Annotated in this window: 8 protein-coding genes; 5 read left to right on the forward strand and 3 right to left on the reverse strand. The window is 70.6% G+C overall.

The annotated features are described in order from the left end of the window. Positions 1–19 precede the first annotated feature (19 nt). Positions 20–5,089: an amino acid adenylation domain-containing protein gene (locus ACFYTS_RS33175; RefSeq protein WP_387309295.1), complete on the forward strand. Its 5,070-nt coding sequence runs from the start codon at positions 20–22 to the stop codon at positions 5,087–5,089. Further along, a complete protein-coding gene (locus tag ACFYTS_RS33180) occupies positions 5,086–9,627 on the forward strand; it encodes an amino acid adenylation domain-containing protein (protein ID WP_387309296.1) in 4,542 nt (1,513 codons plus the stop codon). The genes ACFYTS_RS33175 and ACFYTS_RS33180 overlap by 4 nt, the downstream gene beginning before the upstream one ends. Positions 9,628–9,694: 67 nt before the next feature. Here the strand turns inward: ACFYTS_RS33180 and ACFYTS_RS33185 are convergent, their stop codons facing one another. Further along, positions 9,695–10,792, reverse strand: a complete 1,098-nt coding sequence (locus ACFYTS_RS33185) for an AMP-binding protein (protein ID WP_357285119.1) — start codon at positions 10,790–10,792, stop codon at positions 9,695–9,697. Positions 10,793–11,002: 210 nt separating this feature from the next. Between ACFYTS_RS33185 and ACFYTS_RS33190 the strand changes: the two genes are divergently transcribed. The 3 genes from ACFYTS_RS33190 to ACFYTS_RS33200 are packed head-to-tail and all read left to right on the forward strand — an operon-like array spanning position 11,003 to position 13,694. Continuing rightward, complete coding sequence (locus tag ACFYTS_RS33190) at positions 11,003–11,977, forward strand: ABC transporter substrate-binding protein (RefSeq protein ID WP_357285121.1); 975 nt, start codon at positions 11,003–11,005, stop codon at positions 11,975–11,977. Beyond that, positions 11,974–13,323 carry a SagB family peptide dehydrogenase gene (locus tag ACFYTS_RS33195; protein ID WP_387309297.1) on the forward strand — a complete coding sequence of 450 codons (1,350 nt, stop codon included), beginning with the start codon at positions 11,974–11,976 and terminating at the stop codon, positions 13,321–13,323. Before ACFYTS_RS33190 ends, ACFYTS_RS33195 begins: the two co-directional genes overlap by 4 nt. A gap of 35 nt (positions 13,324–13,358) precedes the next feature. After that, a complete protein-coding gene (locus ACFYTS_RS33200) occupies positions 13,359–13,694 on the forward strand; it encodes an MmcQ/YjbR family DNA-binding protein (protein ID WP_387309298.1) in 336 nt (111 codons plus the stop codon). A gap of 20 nt (positions 13,695–13,714) precedes the next feature. On the opposite strand, the gene ACFYTS_RS33205 is transcribed toward ACFYTS_RS33200, so the two are convergent. Together ACFYTS_RS33205 and ACFYTS_RS33210 are read right to left on the reverse strand one after the other, a co-directional pair. After that, the gene (locus ACFYTS_RS33205) at positions 13,715–15,751 is read right to left on the reverse strand and encodes a M13 family metallopeptidase (RefSeq protein ID WP_387309299.1); all 2,037 of its coding nucleotides are present in this window, start codon (positions 15,749–15,751) and stop codon (positions 13,715–13,717) included. A 77-nt stretch (positions 15,752–15,828) separates the two neighbouring features. Further along, positions 15,829–17,877 (reverse strand): M13 family metallopeptidase, encoded by a 2,049-nt coding sequence (locus ACFYTS_RS33210; protein ID WP_387309300.1) that lies wholly within the window; start codon positions 17,875–17,877, stop codon positions 15,829–15,831. Positions 17,878–18,080: the final 203 nt, after the last annotated feature.

The raw sequence follows: 18,080 nt of genomic DNA on the forward strand, positions 1-18,080 counted from the left end.
GGGCTAGGGGCCAGATCTCATGTCAGACACCGATGCCACCGTGACCGTGGCCGGAACCTCCGTCGCCGACCGCCGCCGGGAACTGTTGCGGCGCAAGCTGGCCGAGCAGGGCTTGGCCGTCGACACCGCCGCCCCGGTGCGCCGCACCGCGGCGGGGGAGCGGCGGCCGCTGTCGGCCGGTCAGCGCCGCATGTGGTTCCTGCAGACCCGTGACCCCGAGGGCACCACGCTGAACATCTGCGTGGCGTACCGGTTGACCGGCCCGCTGGACGAGGAGCGGCTGCGGCAGGCGGTGGCGTCGGTGTTCGCCCGGCACGACGTGCTGCGCACCACCTTCGGTGTGGACGAGAACGGCGAGCCCTTCCAGGTGTTCACCGACGAGATCGCCCTGCCCTGGCAGTCGCACGATCTGACCGAGCTGGCCGAGTCCGCCCGCCAGGTGCGGGTGGAGGTGCTGGCTCGCCGCGAGTTCGGCCGCCCCTTCGATCTGGCCACCGAACTGCCGCTGCGGATCACGCTGGCGCGCACCGGAACCCAGGAGTGGGTGCTGCTGTTGTCGGCGCACCACGGCTGCTGGGACGACGACGCCTGGGGCGTGTTCTTCGCCGACCTGAACGCCGCCTACAACGGCGCCGCGCGGTCCACCCCGCCCGCGCAGTTCGTCGACCTCGAGGTCCTCGACGCTCTCGCGGACGACGAGGCGGACATCGCCTACTGGCGGAACACCCTGCGCCCCTTGCCCGAACCGCTCGAGCTACCCGGCGCGGCCGTGGCCGCACCCTCCAAGCGCGCCGACCGCTGCACCGTGGCGCTGCCCGCCGACCTGCTCGGCCGGGTGGACGCCTTCGCCCGTGAGCACGCGGCCAGCCCCTTCATGGTGCTGCTCGCCGGGTACGCCGCGCTGATCCAGCGCTACACCGCCGCCGAGGACTTCCTGGTGTCCATCCCGGTCACCAACCGCCGCTCGGCCGCCGCCGAACAGCTCATCGGCTATTTCGGCAACACCCTGCTGCTGCGCGAGACCTTCGCCCGCACCGAGACGTTCGCCGGTCTGGTCGAGTCCACCAAGCGCACCTGCCTGGACGCGTTCGCCCATCAGGCCGTCGGCATCGACCGCGTCGTCCGCGAGGTGAATCCGGAGCGGGTCGCCGGCCGCGACGGCATGGATCAGCTGGTGCGGCTGGGCTTCAGCGTCCGCAAGAGTGCCGACGGTTTCGCGTTGCGCGGGGTCTCCTCGGTGCAGCTGGACGAGCTGGGCGCGCCGACCGCACAGGTGCCGCTGGCCCTGGCCGTCGTCACCGAGAGCGCGCACGGCGCGGTGCTCGAGGCCGAGTACCAGGTGGACGTGCTGTCCGAGCCGCTGGTGCGGCGCATGCTGGAACATTTCGTGCGCCTGCTGGATCGGGCGCTGAGCGCGCCCGCCGCCCGCCTCGCCGACCTCGACATGCTGGGCGGCGACGACCGCACCGCGATCCTGGAGCAGTCGCGCGGCGCGCAGGTGCCCTCGGACGAGACCACCATGGTCGACCTGTTCGAGGCCGCTGTCGCCGCCGGACCCGAGACCCTCGCCCTGGTCTCGGACGACACCGAACTCACCTACGCCGCCCTGAACCGCCGCGCGAACCGCCTGGCGCACTGGCTGATTCGCGAGGGCCTGGGCGGCGAGGACATCGTCGCCCTGCGCATGAGCAATTCGGTCGAGTTCATCGTGGCCGTCTACGCCGTGCTCAAGGCGGGCGCGGCCTACCTGCCCATCGACCCCGCCTACCCGGACGACCGCATCGACTATCTGGTCGCCGACGCCGCCCCCCGGCTGGTGCTGGGCCGGGTCGAGCTCGACGCCGCGGAGGAGGCCGCCGCCGGGCTGCCCGACACCGACCCCTCCGACGCCGATCGCGTCCGCCCGCTGCTCCCGGCCAACCTGGCCTACGTCATCTACACCTCGGGGTCGACGGGCAAGCCCAAGGGCGTCCCGGTCTCGCACGCCGCGATCGCCGAGCATGTGGTCGGCTTCACCGCCGAATGGGGCATGACGTCGGAAGACGTGTTGCTGCAGTCGTCCTCGGTGTCCTTCGACGCCTCGCTGCTCGACATCTTCGTCACCCTCGCGCTGGGCGCGCGCCTGATCGTGCCCAAGCCGGAGGCGTTCCGCGACATCCGCTACGTCGCCGACCTGATCACCCGCCGCGGCGTCACCGTGCTGCACATGGTGCCGTCCATGCTCAGCACCTTCCTGCTGCTGCCCGAGGTGAGTGAATGGCGGGCGCTGCGTCACGTCCCGGTCGGCGGTGAGGCGCTGCCGGGCGAGGTGGCCGACAAGTTCGCGGCCGTCTTCGACGCCGAACTGCGCAACCACTACGGCCCGACCGAGGCCGTCGTGTGCGCCACCCATCAGCCGGTGTCGGGCCCGCAGGGCACCGGGATCGTGCCGATCGGCGTCCCCAATCGGAATGTGCACGCCTACCTGCTCGACGAGGCCCTGCAACTGGTGCCCGCGGGCGTGGTCGGCGAGATCTACCTGGGCGGTGCGCAATTGGCGCGCGGCTACCTGGGCCGCCCGGCCCTCACCGCGAGCCGTTTCGTCGCCGACCCGTTCACCCCGGGCGCGCGCCTGTACCGCTCCGGAGACCTGGCCCGCCGCAACGAGTTCGGCGAGATCGACTTCGTGGGCCGCGCCGACGAGCAGGTGAAGGTGCGCGGCTTCCGGATCGAACTCGGCGAGGTGGAGTCCGCGCTGGCCGCGCACCCGACCGTCGGCCACTGCGTGGTCGTGGTGACCGAGGACCCGGCCGTCGGCGCCCAGCTGGCCGCCTACCTGGTGCCCGCCGTCGGCGCGACCGTGGACGTGGAGCAGGTCCGCGCTCAGGCCGCCGCCGCGCTGCCGGAGTACATGGTGCCCAGCGCTTTCGCCGTGATCGACGAGATCCCGCTGACCGTCAACGGCAAGCTGGACAAGCGCGCGCTGCCCGCCCCGACCCCGGCCGTGGAGCGCGTGCACCGCGCGCCCGCCACCGCCACCGAGCGCCGCCTGTGCGGGATCTACTCGCACTTGTTCGGCGTCCCGGTCGTCGGCGCGGACGATTCGTTCTTCGAACTCGGCGGCCACTCGCTGCTGGCGGCCCGCCTGGTCGCGCAGATCCGCGCGGAGTTCGGTGTCGAACTGGATGTGCGCATCGTGTTCGACACCCCGACCCCGGCCGGTCTCGCGGCCGGTCTGGTCGACCGGTTCCGTGACGAGTTCGGCATCGACCTGGACGCCATGGACGACGCGGACGAGACCGCCGAGCCGGTCGAAACCGTGGTCCCCGCACCGGTTTCCGGCCGTCCCGCCGTGGCCGAACGGGAGCGCCCGGAGCGGCTGCCGCTGTCGTACTCGCAGCTGGCCATGTGGTTCCAGTACCGCATGGAGGGCCCCAGCGCGGTCGGCAACCTGCCCTTCGCCGTGCGTTTCGACGGCGGCCTCGACATTCCCGCGCTGCGCGCCGCGCTCACCGACGTGGTGGCCCGGCACGAGGCGCTGCGCACCGGATTCGGTGAGCGGGACGGCATTCCGTACCAGGAGATCCGAGCGGCCGGGGAGGTCGCGCTCGACGTGACCGGCGTCGACCCCGAACTGCTGGCCGACGAACTCGCCGAGATCGGCCACTACGCCTTCACCGTCGAATCCGAGCCGCTGCTGCGCGCCCGGCTGCTGGTGCTCGACCCGAGCACCCAGGTGCTGTCGCTGCTGGTGCACCACATCGTGGCCGACCACGCCTCGCTGGGCATTCTGCTCGACGACCTGATCGCCGCCTACCGTGCCCGCGTCGAGGGCGGCCGGGCTTCGGAGTGGACTCCGCTGGCCGTGCAGTACGCGGATTACGTGCTGTGGCAGCACGACGTCTTCGGGCCGGGAACGGATTCCGCGGCGCGCGACTACGGCCGGGCGCAGCTCGAACACTGGCGCGGCGCGCTGGCCGACGTCCCGGACCAGATCGACGTCGCGCCCGACCGGGCCCGCCCCGCGGTGCTCGGCAAGCGCGGCGAGGTCGCCACCTTCGCCGCTCCGGCGGCCCTGCGCACCGGGCTCGCGACCCTCGCCGAGTCGTGTGGCGCAACGGAATTCATGGTCTACCAGGCCGCCGTCGCGACCCTGCTGCACAAGCTGGGCGGCGGCTCCGACATCGCCCTCGGCACCCCGGTGGCCAGCCGTGTCGACCCGGCCGTCGCGCCGCTGGTCGGCCTGTTCGCCAATATGGCGGTGTTGCGCAACGACCTGTCCGGCACGCCGACCCTGCGCGACACCGTGCGCCGGGGCCGCGAGGTGGTGCTGGACGCCCACGCGCACCAGGAACTGCCGATCGAACGCCTCGTGGAGGCGCTCAACCCGGCGCGTTCCCGCTCCCGCAATCCGCTGTTCCAGAGCATGCTGCACTTCCGCGGCGCGGACTGGGCCCCGGCGACGGTGACCGTGGCCGGCGCCACCACCGCCACCGTGCTGCCCGTCGACTTCGACGTGTCGTTCCTGGATCTCAATATCTCGGTGAACGTCACCGGCGATGGCGGACTGGCCGTGCGCGTGGTCGCCAACGCCGACCTGTACGAGCCGGAGACCGTGCGGCTCATCGGGTCCGCGCTGGTCACCACCCTGGAGGCGTACGCGACCGCGCCCGACCGCACTGTGGTCGAGCTGGAGGTGCTGCCGGTCGCCGACCTGAACCGGCTGCTCGCGCCGCCCGCGCCGGCCGCGCGGACCCTCTCCGTGGCCACCGGCGACCACTCCGCCACCGAACGCGCCCTCATCGACCTGCTCGAGGAGCTGCTCGAGATCGACGACGTCGAGGCCGACGAAAACTTCTTCGCTCTCGGCGGCGACAGCGTCATCTCCATCCAGTGGTCGGCCCGCGCCACCGCGCTCGGCCTGGCGCTCACCCCGCAGCTGGTGTTCGAGCACCTCACCATCGCCGAACTGGCCGCCGCGGTCGATGCCGCCGAACCCGTCGCCGCGCAAGCGGAGTCGATTCCGCAGGAGGAATCCGCACCCATGAGCGCTTCGGGCCTCGACGCCGCCGCCCTCGCCGCCCTGACCGCCTCCTGGGGAGCCCGATGACCGCCGCCGCTGAAACCCCGAGCGCCGCACCGCCGCGGATCGAGGACGTCCTCGCGCTGAGCCCGTTGCAGGAGGGCCTGTTCTCGCTGTCGCGGCTCGCCGGCGACGGAATCGACCTGTACACCATGCAATTCGTGGTGGACATCGACGGCCCGCTCGACACCGGCCTGCTGCGCCGCAGCGCCCAGGCCATGCTGGACCGGCACCCCAACCTGCGTGCCGCGTTCTGGGACGAGAACGTGCCGCGGCCGGTGCAGATCGTGCCGGCCCACGCCGAGATGCCGTGGACCGAACAGGACGCGCGGCCCGAGGAATTCGACGACCTCGCCGCCGCCGAACGGCGCGTCCCGTTCGATCTGAGCCGCGGGCCCGCCCTGCGCGTGCTGCTGCTCACCGTGCCCGAGACCGGCGCGCGGCGCATGATCCTCACCGCCCACCACATCCTGATGGACGGCTGGGCGGTGGCGATCTACTTCACCGAGCTGCTGGCCGTCTACCAGGCGGGCGGATCCGTCGCGGCACTGCCGAAACCACGTCCCTACCGCGACTACATCGCCTGGCTCGGCGCGCAGGACACCGCGGCCGTCACCCAGCGCTGGACCGACTACCTGGCCGAGCTGACCGGCCCGCTGCTGCTGGCGGGCGGCGCGCCGATCGCCGCCGACGCGGTGCCGGAGAAGACCCGCCTGCTGCTGTCGGCCGCCGACACCGCGGCCGTCCGGTCCTGGGCGGGCGCCCACGGCCTGACCCTCAACACCGCGGTGCAGTTCGCCTGGACGGTCCTGCTCGGCCGCCTCACCGACCGTCGTGACGTCGTCTACGGCACCACCATTTCCGGTCGCCCCGACCAGCTTCCGGGCGTGGAGGGCATGGTCGGGCTGTTCATCAACACCGTGCCGGTCACCCACCGCCTGGACCGCGAGCTGTCGGTGGTCGAGCAGTGCGCGCGCCTGCAGCGCGAATGCGCGTCCATGCGCGACATCGGCTACGTGAGCCTGTCGTCGGTGCAGCGCGCCGCTGGGCACGGCACGCTCTTCGACACCCTGTTCGTGTTCGAGAACGCGCCCATCGACGACGCCATCCGCACCGTCACCGCCCCCGACGGGGCCCGGTTCCGGCCGGTCGAGATGGAATCCCTCGCGCACTACCCGCTCACCGTGGTCGCCCACATGAGCGGCGACGAACTGCTGGTCCAGTTCGAGGCCATGCCCGCCGCCCTGCCGTACCTGCCCGCCGAGGGTCTCGGCGAGCGGCTGCTGGCCGTGCTGCGCCGGCTGCCCGGAATCGGGTCGGCCACACCGGATGCGCTCAGCGTGCTCACCGACGCCGAGCACGCCGCGTTCGCCGCCGCCGAGACGCCGAGCGTGGACCCGGCCGAGCCCGCCGATTCGGTGTGGGAGCTGTTCGAGCGGCAGGTCGCCATGACACCGGAAGCCGTTGCGCTCCAGGACAGTTCCGGACTCCGGCTGACCTACCGGGAGCTGCGGGAGCTGGCCGCCCGGCAGGCGGTCGAGTTCGCCGAGCGTGGTGTCGGCGCGGAAAGCGTTGTCGCGCTGGTCATGCCGCGCTCGCCGCGATCGATCATCGCCCTGCTGGCCGCGTTCGCCGCGGGCGGCGCGTACGTGCCGGTGGACACCACCTTGCCCGCCTCCCGCATCGAATCGATCCTGCGGCAGGCGAACCCGGCGCTGGTGGTCACCGACGCCGCCACCCGCCACGACCTCGATCCAGAGGGCGCCCTGCTGACCGGTTCCGTACTGGTGCTGGACGATTCCCCGGTCGTGCAGGGCCTTTCGGGCGAGCACGTCGCGACCCCGCGGGTCGTCCGGCACCCGGATCAGCTCGCGTACCTCATCTTCACCTCCGGCTCGACCGGCGAACCGAAGGGCGTCGCCGGAACCCAGGCCGCGCTCATGGCCTACTTCGCCGATCACCGCGACCGCGTCTACCGCCCGGCCACGGCGCGGCTGGGCCGTCCGCTGCGCATCGCGCACGCCTGGTCGCTGAGCTTCGACGCCTCCTGGCAGCCCATGGTCGGTCTGCTGGCCGGGCAGGCCATCCACCTGTTCGACGCCGTGGAGATGCGCGACGCGCACCGGTTGTGCGCGGGCATGATCGCCGCCGACATCGACATGATCGACACCACCCCGTCGATGTTCGCGCAGCTCAACGCCGCCGGACTGGTCGACCGCGAACTGCCGGTGCTGGCACTGGGCGGCGAGGCCATCGACGCCGCCCTGTGGGCGCGACTACGCGAGCTGGCCCTGAGCGCCGGCAGCGGACGCGGCGGGACCGCGGTGTACAACTGCTACGGCCCGACCGAGACCACGGTCGAGGCCGTGGTCGCTCCCATCGCCGAGTTCGAGACCCCGACCATCGGCACCCCCAATGCCGGAATGTCGGGCTACGTCCTGGATTCCATGCTGCGCCCGGTTCCCGGCGGCGTCGTCGGTGAGCTGTACCTGTCGGGTCCGCAGCTGGCCCGCGGTTACATCGGCCGCGCGGCAACGACTTCGGACCGCTTCGTGGCCGACCCGTTCCGGCCCGGCCGCCGCATGTACCGCACCGGCGACCTGGTCCGTCACCTGCCGCACGGCGGCCTCGGCTACCTGGGTCGCGCCGACGCGCAGGTCAAGGTGCGCGGCTACCGCATCGAGATCGGTGAGATCGAGACCGCGCTGCGCCGGCTGCCCGGCGTGGACACCGCGGCCGTCACCGTGGTCCGCCGGGCGGGTGGGGCGAGCCTGGTGGGCTTCGTGGTCGGCGAGGCCGATCGGGTCGTGGACCCGGTGCGCACCCGCGCCGCGCTCTCGGAGCGACTGCCCGCCTACATGATTCCGGCCCGGGTGCTCGCGCTGCCGCGGCTGCCGGTCAACGCCAACGGCAAGCTCGACGGTCCCGCCCTGACCCGGCTGGCCGAGGCCGCCCTGGCCGACACCGGCTCCGACACCGCGCCGCGCACCGCCACCGAGAAGGAACTCGCCGAACTGCTGGCCGAGCTCTTCGACGGCCGCGCGCCCGGCGTGGACGACGACTTCTTCGCCCTCGGCGTGGACAGCATCGTCGCCATCTCCCTGGTCAACAAGGCCCGCCGCCGCGGTCTCACCCTGACCCCGCGCATGGTCCTGGCCACCCCCACCATCCGGGAACTGGCCGCCGCCCTCGACGCGGCCGAGACCGCCGCCGCCGAGAAGGTCGCGGATTACGGTGCGGTACCGCCGCTTCCGGTGGTGTCGTGGATGTACGAGTACGGCAACTACCGGCGTTTCACCCAGACCGCGCTGCTGCGCCTGCCCGCCGGCATCGACCGGCAGGCCATCGAGGCCGCACTCCAGGGTGTACTGGACGGCTACGACACGCTGCGCTCCAGCCTCACCGATACCGACGACGGCCCGCGCCTGATCACCGCGCCGCCCGGCGCGGTGCGGGCGGCCGACATCCTCACCCACATCGCCGATCCCGCCGACACCGCCGAGGCCGTGCACGGCGTGGCCCGGGTCCTGATGGACGAGATCGACCCGCGCACCGGCGATATGGTGCGCGCGGCCTGGTTCTCCGGCACCGATCAGGGTGACGTCCTGCTGCTCACCATCCACCACCTGGCCGTCGACGTGGTGTCGTGGCACCTGCTGATCGCAGCCCTCGGGGAAGGGGCCGCGCTGCCGGAGTCCACCTCGTACCGGGAGTTCTCCCGGCGGATGGCCGAGCGCGCCGAGTCGGCGGAAATCCTGTCCCAGAGCGCGTATTGGCGTGAGCAGCTGGACGCCCCCGACCCGGCCATCGGCCGCCGCATCCCGTATCCGGACACCGACACCTGGTCGTCGCTGCGGGTCGCCACGGCCGTCACCCCGGTCCCCGTGACCGAACGGGTGCTGGCCTCCCTCACCCGCGACGAGGGCGTGCGCGAATTCCTGCTCACCGCCCTCACCGTCACCCTGGCGAGCTGGCGGCGCGAGCGCGCCCAGGATCCCGCGCACGGCGCGCTCATCGCGCTCGAGGGTCACGGCCGCGCCGACGACCTGCTCGGCACCGACACCAGCAACACCCTCGGCTGGTTCACCACCGTGTTCCCGGTCCGCCTGGGCGCGGGCGCGACGGTGGACATCGAACGCGCCGAACAGGATCCGGCGGCGGCGCGCGCCCTGCTGGACGCGGTGACCGCGCAGCTGGCCGCGATCCCGAACGGTGGCTCGGACTACGGTCTGCTCCGCTACACCACCGGCGTGCCGGAGCTGGCCACCGCGCGGCACCCGCAGGTCGAGTTCAATTACCTGGGCCGCGTGGACCTCAGCGGCCAGGCCGCCGACTCGTGGTCGCTGCTCACCGGCCCGCTCAACGATTCGCTGCCGCTGGATCCGGAACCGGACCTGCCGCTGCGCTACGCCCTCGATGTCATCGCGGGCATCGGCTTGACCCCGGAAGGCCCGCAGCTGACCACGAATTGGCGCTGGAGCGAGACCCTGTTCACCGAGGCGGAAGCCACCCGTCTCACCGAACTCTGGCAGCGCAGCCTGGCCGCGCTGGCAGCCGCCACGTAGCGGCAGACGAGACGATATCGGCCGCCGATCTCGAAAAGGTCGGCGGCCGTTCGTCTATGGGAACGAATCAGGCGGCGGCGGATTCGCCGCGGTGACCGTGACGCGGCGCGGAGAGCCGCCGCTCGATGGCCGATGACGCCGCGGGAGCGACGGACCCCTCCAGATCGAGCAGCAGCCAGCCGTCGGGCGTCCAGCCGCCGTGGATATCGGTCCGTGCCAGGCGGCCGCCCGGCACGAACGGGTCGTTGACGAATCCTTCGGCGGCGCCGTCCAATTCCAGCGCCAGCGCCGAGCCGCCCAGGTACACACGGCCGGACCGGCCCGGCGGCACCAGCCGCAGCGCGTCGTCCAGCACCAGCAGCCGAGCGCCCGGAATCGGCCGCACCCGCCCCGAACCGTCCAGAGGTCCGCGCGCCGCCACGCCCGCGTATTCCGGTGTGGTGTAGGCGAATCCGGTGCAGGAGCCCGGAGCCAGTTCGTGCAGCAGCGCCGACAGCGCCGCCGGGCAGTCGTTTCCGAACACATCCCAGCGGCGCACGCTGGGCAGCGCGGGGGAGGGCAGGAAGGCCAGGTTGGCCAGGGTGTCGGCGTCGGCCACCACGTGGGTCGCCGCACTCAGCGCGATGAGTTCGGCCAGGGCGCCGGCGTCGGCGCGCTGCGGGGCCGTGGCCAGGACCAGCGTCGCCCCGTCGGCCAGCGCGGCCAGCAGTTCGACCGCGGCGTCGGTGGTGTCCCAGCGGGTGGCCAGCAGTCGCGAATCCGGCGAGCCGTAGGCCCGGTCGATCTGGCAGGAGCGCTGATCGGCGGCCACCGCGCGGCGGTCGTCGGCGGCCGCGGCCACCGCGACCGGTTTCAGTCCGGTGCCGGTGGGGCCCAGTTCGGCCAGTACCGTGCCGAATTCGGCGGCGCTGGCGATATCGCAGAGGATGCGGGCCAGATCGTCGAGGGTGGGTCCGGCGGTGCCGGTCACGCCGCCGTCGAGCCGTTCGTAGAGTTCGGCGTAGGTGAGGATGTGCCCGCCGCAGCGGACGGCGGTGCGCAGTGACGGCACGCGGCGTCCGCCGTCGATGAGCATGGAAACCGAGGGGACGTCGTACAGTTCGACCCCATTGGCCCATTCGTCCGCGAGCCGATGACGCTCGACGGCGGACAGTGAATCCGGCACCGCACGCTCCATCGTTCCAAACCCCCAGTACTAACTTATGCAACCCTAACCTAATCCATGAAGGGCACGATCGGCCACCCCTTCGGGGATCGAATCGGCGACAACGGTCTGCAACTCGGGAGAAAATTAGGCTAGGCTCACCTACCGCTCGACCGTTTCGGCCGGGCACGCTCGGTCGATCCGGTCGGGCAGAGCAGACAGGAGAGCACGATGAAGTCGCGGTCGTTCACCGCAAAAGCCGCCCTGGCGGCAGTCGCAGGCCTGCTCGCGCTCGGGCTCACGGCCTGCGGATCCAGCTCCGACGACACGGCCTCGGGTGGCGGCGCCCCGGTCACCATCACCCACGCGCACGGCCAGACCACTGTCGAGGGCACCCCGACCCGCATCGTCGCCCTGGGCAACCAGTGGCTCGACACCACACAGGCGCTCGGCGTCACCCCGGTCGGCTACATCGACAACATCGCGGTGCTCAGCAAGGGCGCCCCGCCCTGGGAGCCGGCCACGTTGTCGCAGTCCAAGGCCCTCTCGACCACCGGCAATCTGGCCGAACAGGTCGCCGCGCTGAACCCGGACCTGATCCTGGCGGACCCGTTCATCGCCGACGCCAAGACCTACGGCGACCTGTCCAAGGTCGCGCCCACCCTGCCCGGCCTCACCAAGGAAGCCGTGACCCCGTGGGCCGACCAGGTGCACGCGCTGGGCCAGGTGCTGCACAAGACCGCCGACGCGGACAAGGTGGTCGCCGACCTCAACGGCCGCATCGACGGTATCGCGCAACGCAATCCGGGCCTGAAGGGCAAGACCTTCATCAGCTCCTGGCTGGCCGGGCCGTCGCAGCTGATGGTCCTCACCGACCCGAAGGACGGATCCAGCCGCCTGTTCACCCAGCTCGGCATGACCATCCCGCAGCGCCTGGTGGAGCAGGGCGGCAACGGCGGCCGCCTGGCCCTGTCGCCGGAGCGCCTCGACGAACTGAACTCCGACCTGCTGCTGGCCGGCTACTCGCCCGGCCTGGACGAGAAGTACCGCGCCCTGCCGGGCTACAACGACCTGCCGTCGGTGAAGAAGAACTCGATCGTCTTCCTCACCGTCCAGGAGATCAGCGCCATCAACCAGCCCACCCCGCTGGCCCTGCCGTACCTGCTCGACAAGCTCGAACCGGCTCTGGCCAACGCCGCCAAATGACCCGCGCCGACCACCGCTACGCGCTGCGCCCCGGCGTCACCTGCCTGACGATGCCGGGCGGCGCGGTCCTGCTGAACCCGCCCCGCAACGAGAAGCTGACGGGCCTGACCGCACCCCAGAGCCAGGCCCTGAAGACCCTCAATCGCGGCCCGGCGACCCTCACCCAGCTGGAGCCCGAATCCGATTCGGTGACACCGCTGCTCGACCGCCTGACCGGCGCGGGCTGGCTGGAGGTCACCGTCCGCGACGGCGATCGGGACCTCTACACCCTGCGGCCCTTCGCCACCCCGCCCGCCCGTCCGGCGGGCGCGGCGGCGGCCCCCCTTTCGAAATTCACGGTGATCCACCGTGATTCGGAGGGCCTGGTGCTCGAGCACCCCACCTCCTGGTGCGACCTGCGGGTGCACGACCCGCGCCTGCTCGCCGTGGCGGGCGGTGCGAGCCCGTCCGAACTCGGCCTGCCCGAGCATCTTTCGGCCCGCATCGCCGCCGACCTGGCCTGGGGCGGCTTCACCGCAGACCCGTCCACCGAGTCCGGCGACTTCACCACCCGCAGCTGGAGCGCCCCCGATCTGTGGTTCCACCGCCGCAGCACGCTGGGCTCCCGCACGGTCACCTGGGACAACTTCGGTCCGACGGCGTGGGCGAAGGACGAGTTCCCGCAGCTCCCCGCGCACCGTCCGGCCTACCCGGGCGAGTCGATCGCGCTCCCGGCCCCCGATCTGGCCGCGCTGCGCGCCTCGGACCTGTCACTGACCGCCGCCGTCGAGGACCGCCGCTCCTGCCGCGCCTTCGATGACAGCAACCCGATCACCCTGGCTCAGCTGGCGGAACTGCTCTACCGCACCGCTCGCACCCGCTCGATGGAACGGACGCCCGACGGCGGCGAACTCCCGTCCCGCCCTTACCCTTCGGGCGGCGGCGTTCACGAACTGGAGCTCTACCCGGTGGTCCGCACTGTCGAGGGCCTGCCCCCCGCCATGTACCACTACGACTCCTTCGAGCACGTCCTGCGCCCCGTGGCCCCCGCCGATTCCCCCGAGGTCGAGCGTCTGCTCCGCACCACGACGGCGACCCTGGCGAACGCGTCCGAACCGCAACTGCTGCTGTTGATCTCGGCGCGCGCGGGCCGGGTCATGTGGTCCTACGAGTCGGTCGCCTACGCCAACATGCTCAAACACGTGGGCGTCCTCATGCAGACCCTCTATCTGGCGGCCACCGCCATGGGTCTGGGCGCGGTGGCCCAGGGCTTCTCCGACACCGCCGCGTTCACCGCCGCCACCGGCGTCTCCGAACTGGAGGAATGCAACGTGGGCAGCGTCATCCTGGGCACCCCCGCCGCCTGAGCCGGTTGTCGGACCCGCCTGGGAGGATCGATCACATGATGGTGACCGGGGATGATGTTCGGGCGGTGGCGCTTTCGCTGGCGCGCACCGCCGAGCAGTTCGAATGGCAGATGCCGACCTTCCGGGTCGCGGGGAAACTGTTCCTGACCCTGCCGGAGAACGAGACCTCGATGGCCGTCCGGTGCCCGATCGCCGACCGCGACGAACTGGTGCGGGCCGAGCCGGACAAGTTCTGGATCGCCCCGCACGAGGCGGGCAACGCCTGGGTCCGGGTTCGCCTGGCGGCCTTGGACGATCGCGACGAGCTGGAGGCCATCGTCACCGACTCGTGGCGGCAGGCCGCGCCCCGGGAGTTGACGGACCCGGCCTGAGCGGCCGGGTCCCGCGTGGGTCAGAAGGTGACGCGCTGGTCCTCGGGCAGGAAGAGCTTGTCGCCGGAGGTGACGCCGAACGTGCTGTAGAACTCCGGCAGGTTGCGGACCACCTGGTTGCAGCGGAATTCGTCGGGGGAGTGGGTGTCGGAGAGACCCTCGGCGGTGAGCTCGGGGGTCTGCTTCGCACGCCAGCCCCGGGCCCAGGACAGGAACATTGTGCGGTAATCCGGGTTGTCATTGCCCGCGCGCTTCTCGGCGAGCCGGTAGGCGGCCAGGGCGATCTGGAGTCCGCGCAGGTCGGCCAGGTTCTCGCCGAGCGTGAGTTTGCCGTTCACCTTGTTCTCGGGCGACACCCCTTCGGGCACCAGGCCGTCGTACTGGGCGACCACCTTGGCCGCGCGGGCTTCGAAGGCGGCCTTGTCCTCCGGGGTCCACCAGTCCCGCAGGTTGCCGTCGCCGTCGTATTTACGGCCCTGATCGTCGAACCCGTGACCGATCTCGTGGCCGATGGTCGCGCCGACCGCGCCGAAGTTCACCGCCGGCTGCGCGTCGTTGTCGAAGTACGGCGGCTGCAGATACGCGGCGGGGAAGACGATCTCGTTGTTGGGCGGCGAGTAATACGCGTTGACGGTCTGCGGGCTCATACCCCACTCGGACTTGTCGACCGGCGTGCCGAGCCGGTCCCAGTCCTTCTTGTTGTTGAAAGCGTTGATGGCGAGCAGGGATTGGACGAGCTTGCCGCGGGTGACGGTCAGCTTCGAGTAATCGTCCCACTTGTCCGGGTACCCGATCTTGACTCGCATCTTGTCCAGTTTGGCCAGGGCCGCGTCCCGGGTGGGCTGCGTCATCCAGGCCGAGGCGCGGAAGTTCTCCCGGTAGGCGTTCAGCAGATCGTCCACCATCCGCTTGACCTCGTCCTTGGCCGAGGCCGGGAAGTGCTTGTCCACATACAGCTTCCCCAGCGATTCCGGCAGCGAGGAGTTCACCAGGTTGACGCCGTATTTCCAGCGCTCCTGCCGCTCCTGCTGTCCGCGCATGACCCGCCCGGCGAACTGGAAGTAGGCGTCGTTGATCGCGATCGGCAGGTAGGGCGCGTAGGCGCGAACCACCGACAGCTTCAGATAGTCGCGCCAGATCGCGATATCGGTGTCGGCCCAGATCTGCCCGGCCGCGGTGATGTAGGACGGCTGCGCGACAATCACTTCCGCGAACAGGTCCTTGGGCCGGTCGGTGCATCCGGCCAGCCACGGCTCGAAGTCGAAGCCGCGGCCGAGTTCGGTCAGCTGCTGCCAGGTCATGCGGTTGTAGGAGGCGTCGGCGTCGCGGCGGCGCACCCGATCCCAGAAGACGGCCGCGATGCGGGTCTCCAGGTCGAGGATCCGCTGCGCCATTCCGCTCGGATCGGCGAACCCGGCGCCCTTCGCGATCGCTTCCAGGTAGACCCGATACCCCTTCAGCTTCTCGGCGTACTGCGGTTTGCTGTAGTAGTCCTCCTCCAGCCCGAGCCCGGACTGCGAGATCCCGGGGATGTAGGCGTTGGAGTTCTTGCGGTCGATGCTGACGCCGATCCCGATCAGCCCGCCGATCGGCAACGCGCCCATCACCTTCGCCAGATCGGGCTTGGTCGCGGCCTTGTCGACCTGGTCGAACAGCTCCTGCAGCGGCGACATCCCGAGTTTCTCGACGGTGTCCCAGTCGACGCGCGCGTCGTAGAGGTCGCGGATCTTCTGCGCGTCCGAACCCGGTTCCGGGTCCTTGATCCCGTCGATGATCTCCCGCAACTGGTTCAGCGTGCGCTCGTTGGCCTCGCTGATCGCACCGAAGGCGGGCTTGTCCGGCGGCAGCTGGTACTCGCGCAGCCACTTGCCGTTGACGTACCGGTACAGGTCGTCCTGTACCCGGACCGCCTCGTCGGCTCCCGAAAGATCCGGTCCCGTCAACGTTTTCGCCGTCGAATCCTTGCTGCAGGACGCCAAGGCGGCCGCGGCCGGAACCAGCCCGAGGGCGATCAGGAATGCGCGGCGATCCAAGCGCGCCGAACCCGACGAAGTCACAGGCACTACCTCTCGTGAAGCTGCGATACCGACGCGAGGCTACCGGGGAAGGCAGCCCCGCGCGGGGTGTCGCGAGCTCAGAGGGTGACGCGCTGGTCCGGCGGCAGGTACGCCTTGTCGCCTTCCTTCACGTCGTAGGTGCTGTAGAACTCGCCGAGATTGCGCACCACCTGGTTGCACCGGAATTCCGCCGGCGAGTGCGGATCATTGGCGAGCTGCCGTTCGAGCGACTCGTCGGTCATCTTGGTCCGCCAGGTCCGGCCCCAGGATTCGAACATCGGCTTGTAGTCGGGCGTCGCGGTCCCTGCGCGCTCCCGCACCATGCGGTACGCGGCCAGCGAGATCTCCAGTCCGCGCAGGTCGGCCAGGTTCTCGCCGACGGTGAGCTCACCGTTCACATGCTGATCGGCGGGCAGTCCCTCCGGCACCAGCACGTTGTACTGCGCGATGAGCTGCGCGGTCTTGGCCTGGAAGGCGGCCTTGTCCGCCGGGGTCCACCAGTCCTTCAGATTGCCGTCCCCGTCGTACTTCGCGCCCTGATCGTCGAAACCGTGGCCGATCTCGTGGCCGATGACCGCGCCGCCCGCACCGTAGTTCACCGCGGGCTCGGCGTTCGGGTCGAAGAACGGCGGCTGCAGGAACGCCGCGGGGAAGACGATCTCATTGCCGCTGGGGTTGTAGTAGGCGTTCACGATCTGCGGCGGCATACCCCACTCCGATCTGTCCACAGGCGTCCCCAGCCGGTCGAACATGCGCTTGGCCTCGAAGGCCGCGGAGGCGCGCAGGGATTCGACCAGGCGGTCGCGGGTGACGGTGAGCTTGCCGTAGTCCTTCCATTTGTCCGGGTAGCCGATCTTGGCGTCGATCTTCTCCAGCTTGGCGATGGCCGCCTCCCGGGTGGGCTGCGTCATCCAGGTCGAGTTCTTGAAGTTGTCCCGGTAGGCCGCCCGCAGATCGTCGACCATCTCCAGCGCCCGCTTCTTGGCCTCGGGCGGGAAGTGCTTGTCCACGTAGAGTTTTCCGAGCGCCTCGCCGACCACCTCGTTGACCGTGGACACCGCGGTCTTCCACGGTTCGGGCCGCTGCTGCAGGCCCGCCATCTCCCGGCCGAAGAAGTCGAAGTTCGGGTCGGCGATGGCCTTGGGCAGATAGGTGGCGAAGCCGCGCACCAGCGCCAGCTTCAGATATTCACGCCAGGCGGGGATGTCGACCTCGGCCCACAGCTGTGCGGCACCCGTGACGAACGACGGCTCGTCGACATTGACCTTGCCGAACAGGTCCTTGGGTCGGTCGGTGGTGCCCGCCAGCCAAGGGTCCCAATCGAATTGCGGCCCCAGCGCGGTCAAGTCGGCCCACGTCTTCAGGTTGTAGGTGGCGTCGGTGTCGCGCAGTTTCACATTGTCCCAATGGAATCCGGCGATCCGTTTCTCCAGGTCGACCACCCGGTCGGCCAGGGCGGTGGGATCGGCGAACCCGGCGCCGGCCGCGATGCGCTGCATATAGGTCCGGTACTTGGCGAGCTTGTCGGCGTTCTCGGGCTTGCGGTAGTACTGCTCGTCCAGCCCGAGCCCGGCCTGCGAGACCCCGGGCAGGTAGGCGTTGGAGTCCTTCGGGTCGGGCCCCACCCCGATCCCGATCAATCCGACCCCGGGCAGCGAACCCATCACCCTGGCGAGGTCGGCCTTGGTCGCGGCCCGGTCGATCTGCTCGAACAGATCGTTGAGCGGCGTGATGCCGAGCTGTTCGATGATGTCCTTGTCGATGCGCCCGTCGTAGAGGTCGCGGATCTTCTGCGCGTCGGTTCCGCCCTTCGGGTCGTGGATGCCCTCGATGATCTCCTTGAGCTGCTGTTCCACCCGTTCCTGCACCTCGTCGAAGGTGCCGAAGGACACCTTGTCCGGCGGCAGCTGGTACTCGCGTAGCCATTTCCCGTTGACGAACCGGTACAGGTCGTCCTGCGGCCGGATCGCCGGATCCGATCCGGCCATGTCGGGCCCGATGAGCGTGGCCGGTTTCCCGGCATTGGCGTCGTTCTTGTTGCAGGAGGCCAGCACGGCCGCGGCGGGCACCAGTCCCAGCGCGATCAGGAAGCCACGGCGGTCGAGAACAGGACGCTCGGAAGTCAACGCGAATCTCCTCTACCGGATAATCGGGATAGCTCGTACGTTGCTCGGGCCGACGCTAGCGGACCCGGCTGAGGAACCCCTGAATCCGCGCCGAACCCCCTGATTTGGGTAGGACCTGGGCCTTCGTTAGACTGTTGCGGTTGCCTGCGGGAGCTATGCCCGCACTTCGGCCGCGAACCCACAGTGGTTGTTCTCCCAGTTTG

Source organism: Nocardia sp. NPDC004151 (assembly GCF_042874235.1).
Taxonomy (GTDB): domain Bacteria; phylum Actinomycetota; class Actinomycetes; order Mycobacteriales; family Mycobacteriaceae; genus Nocardia.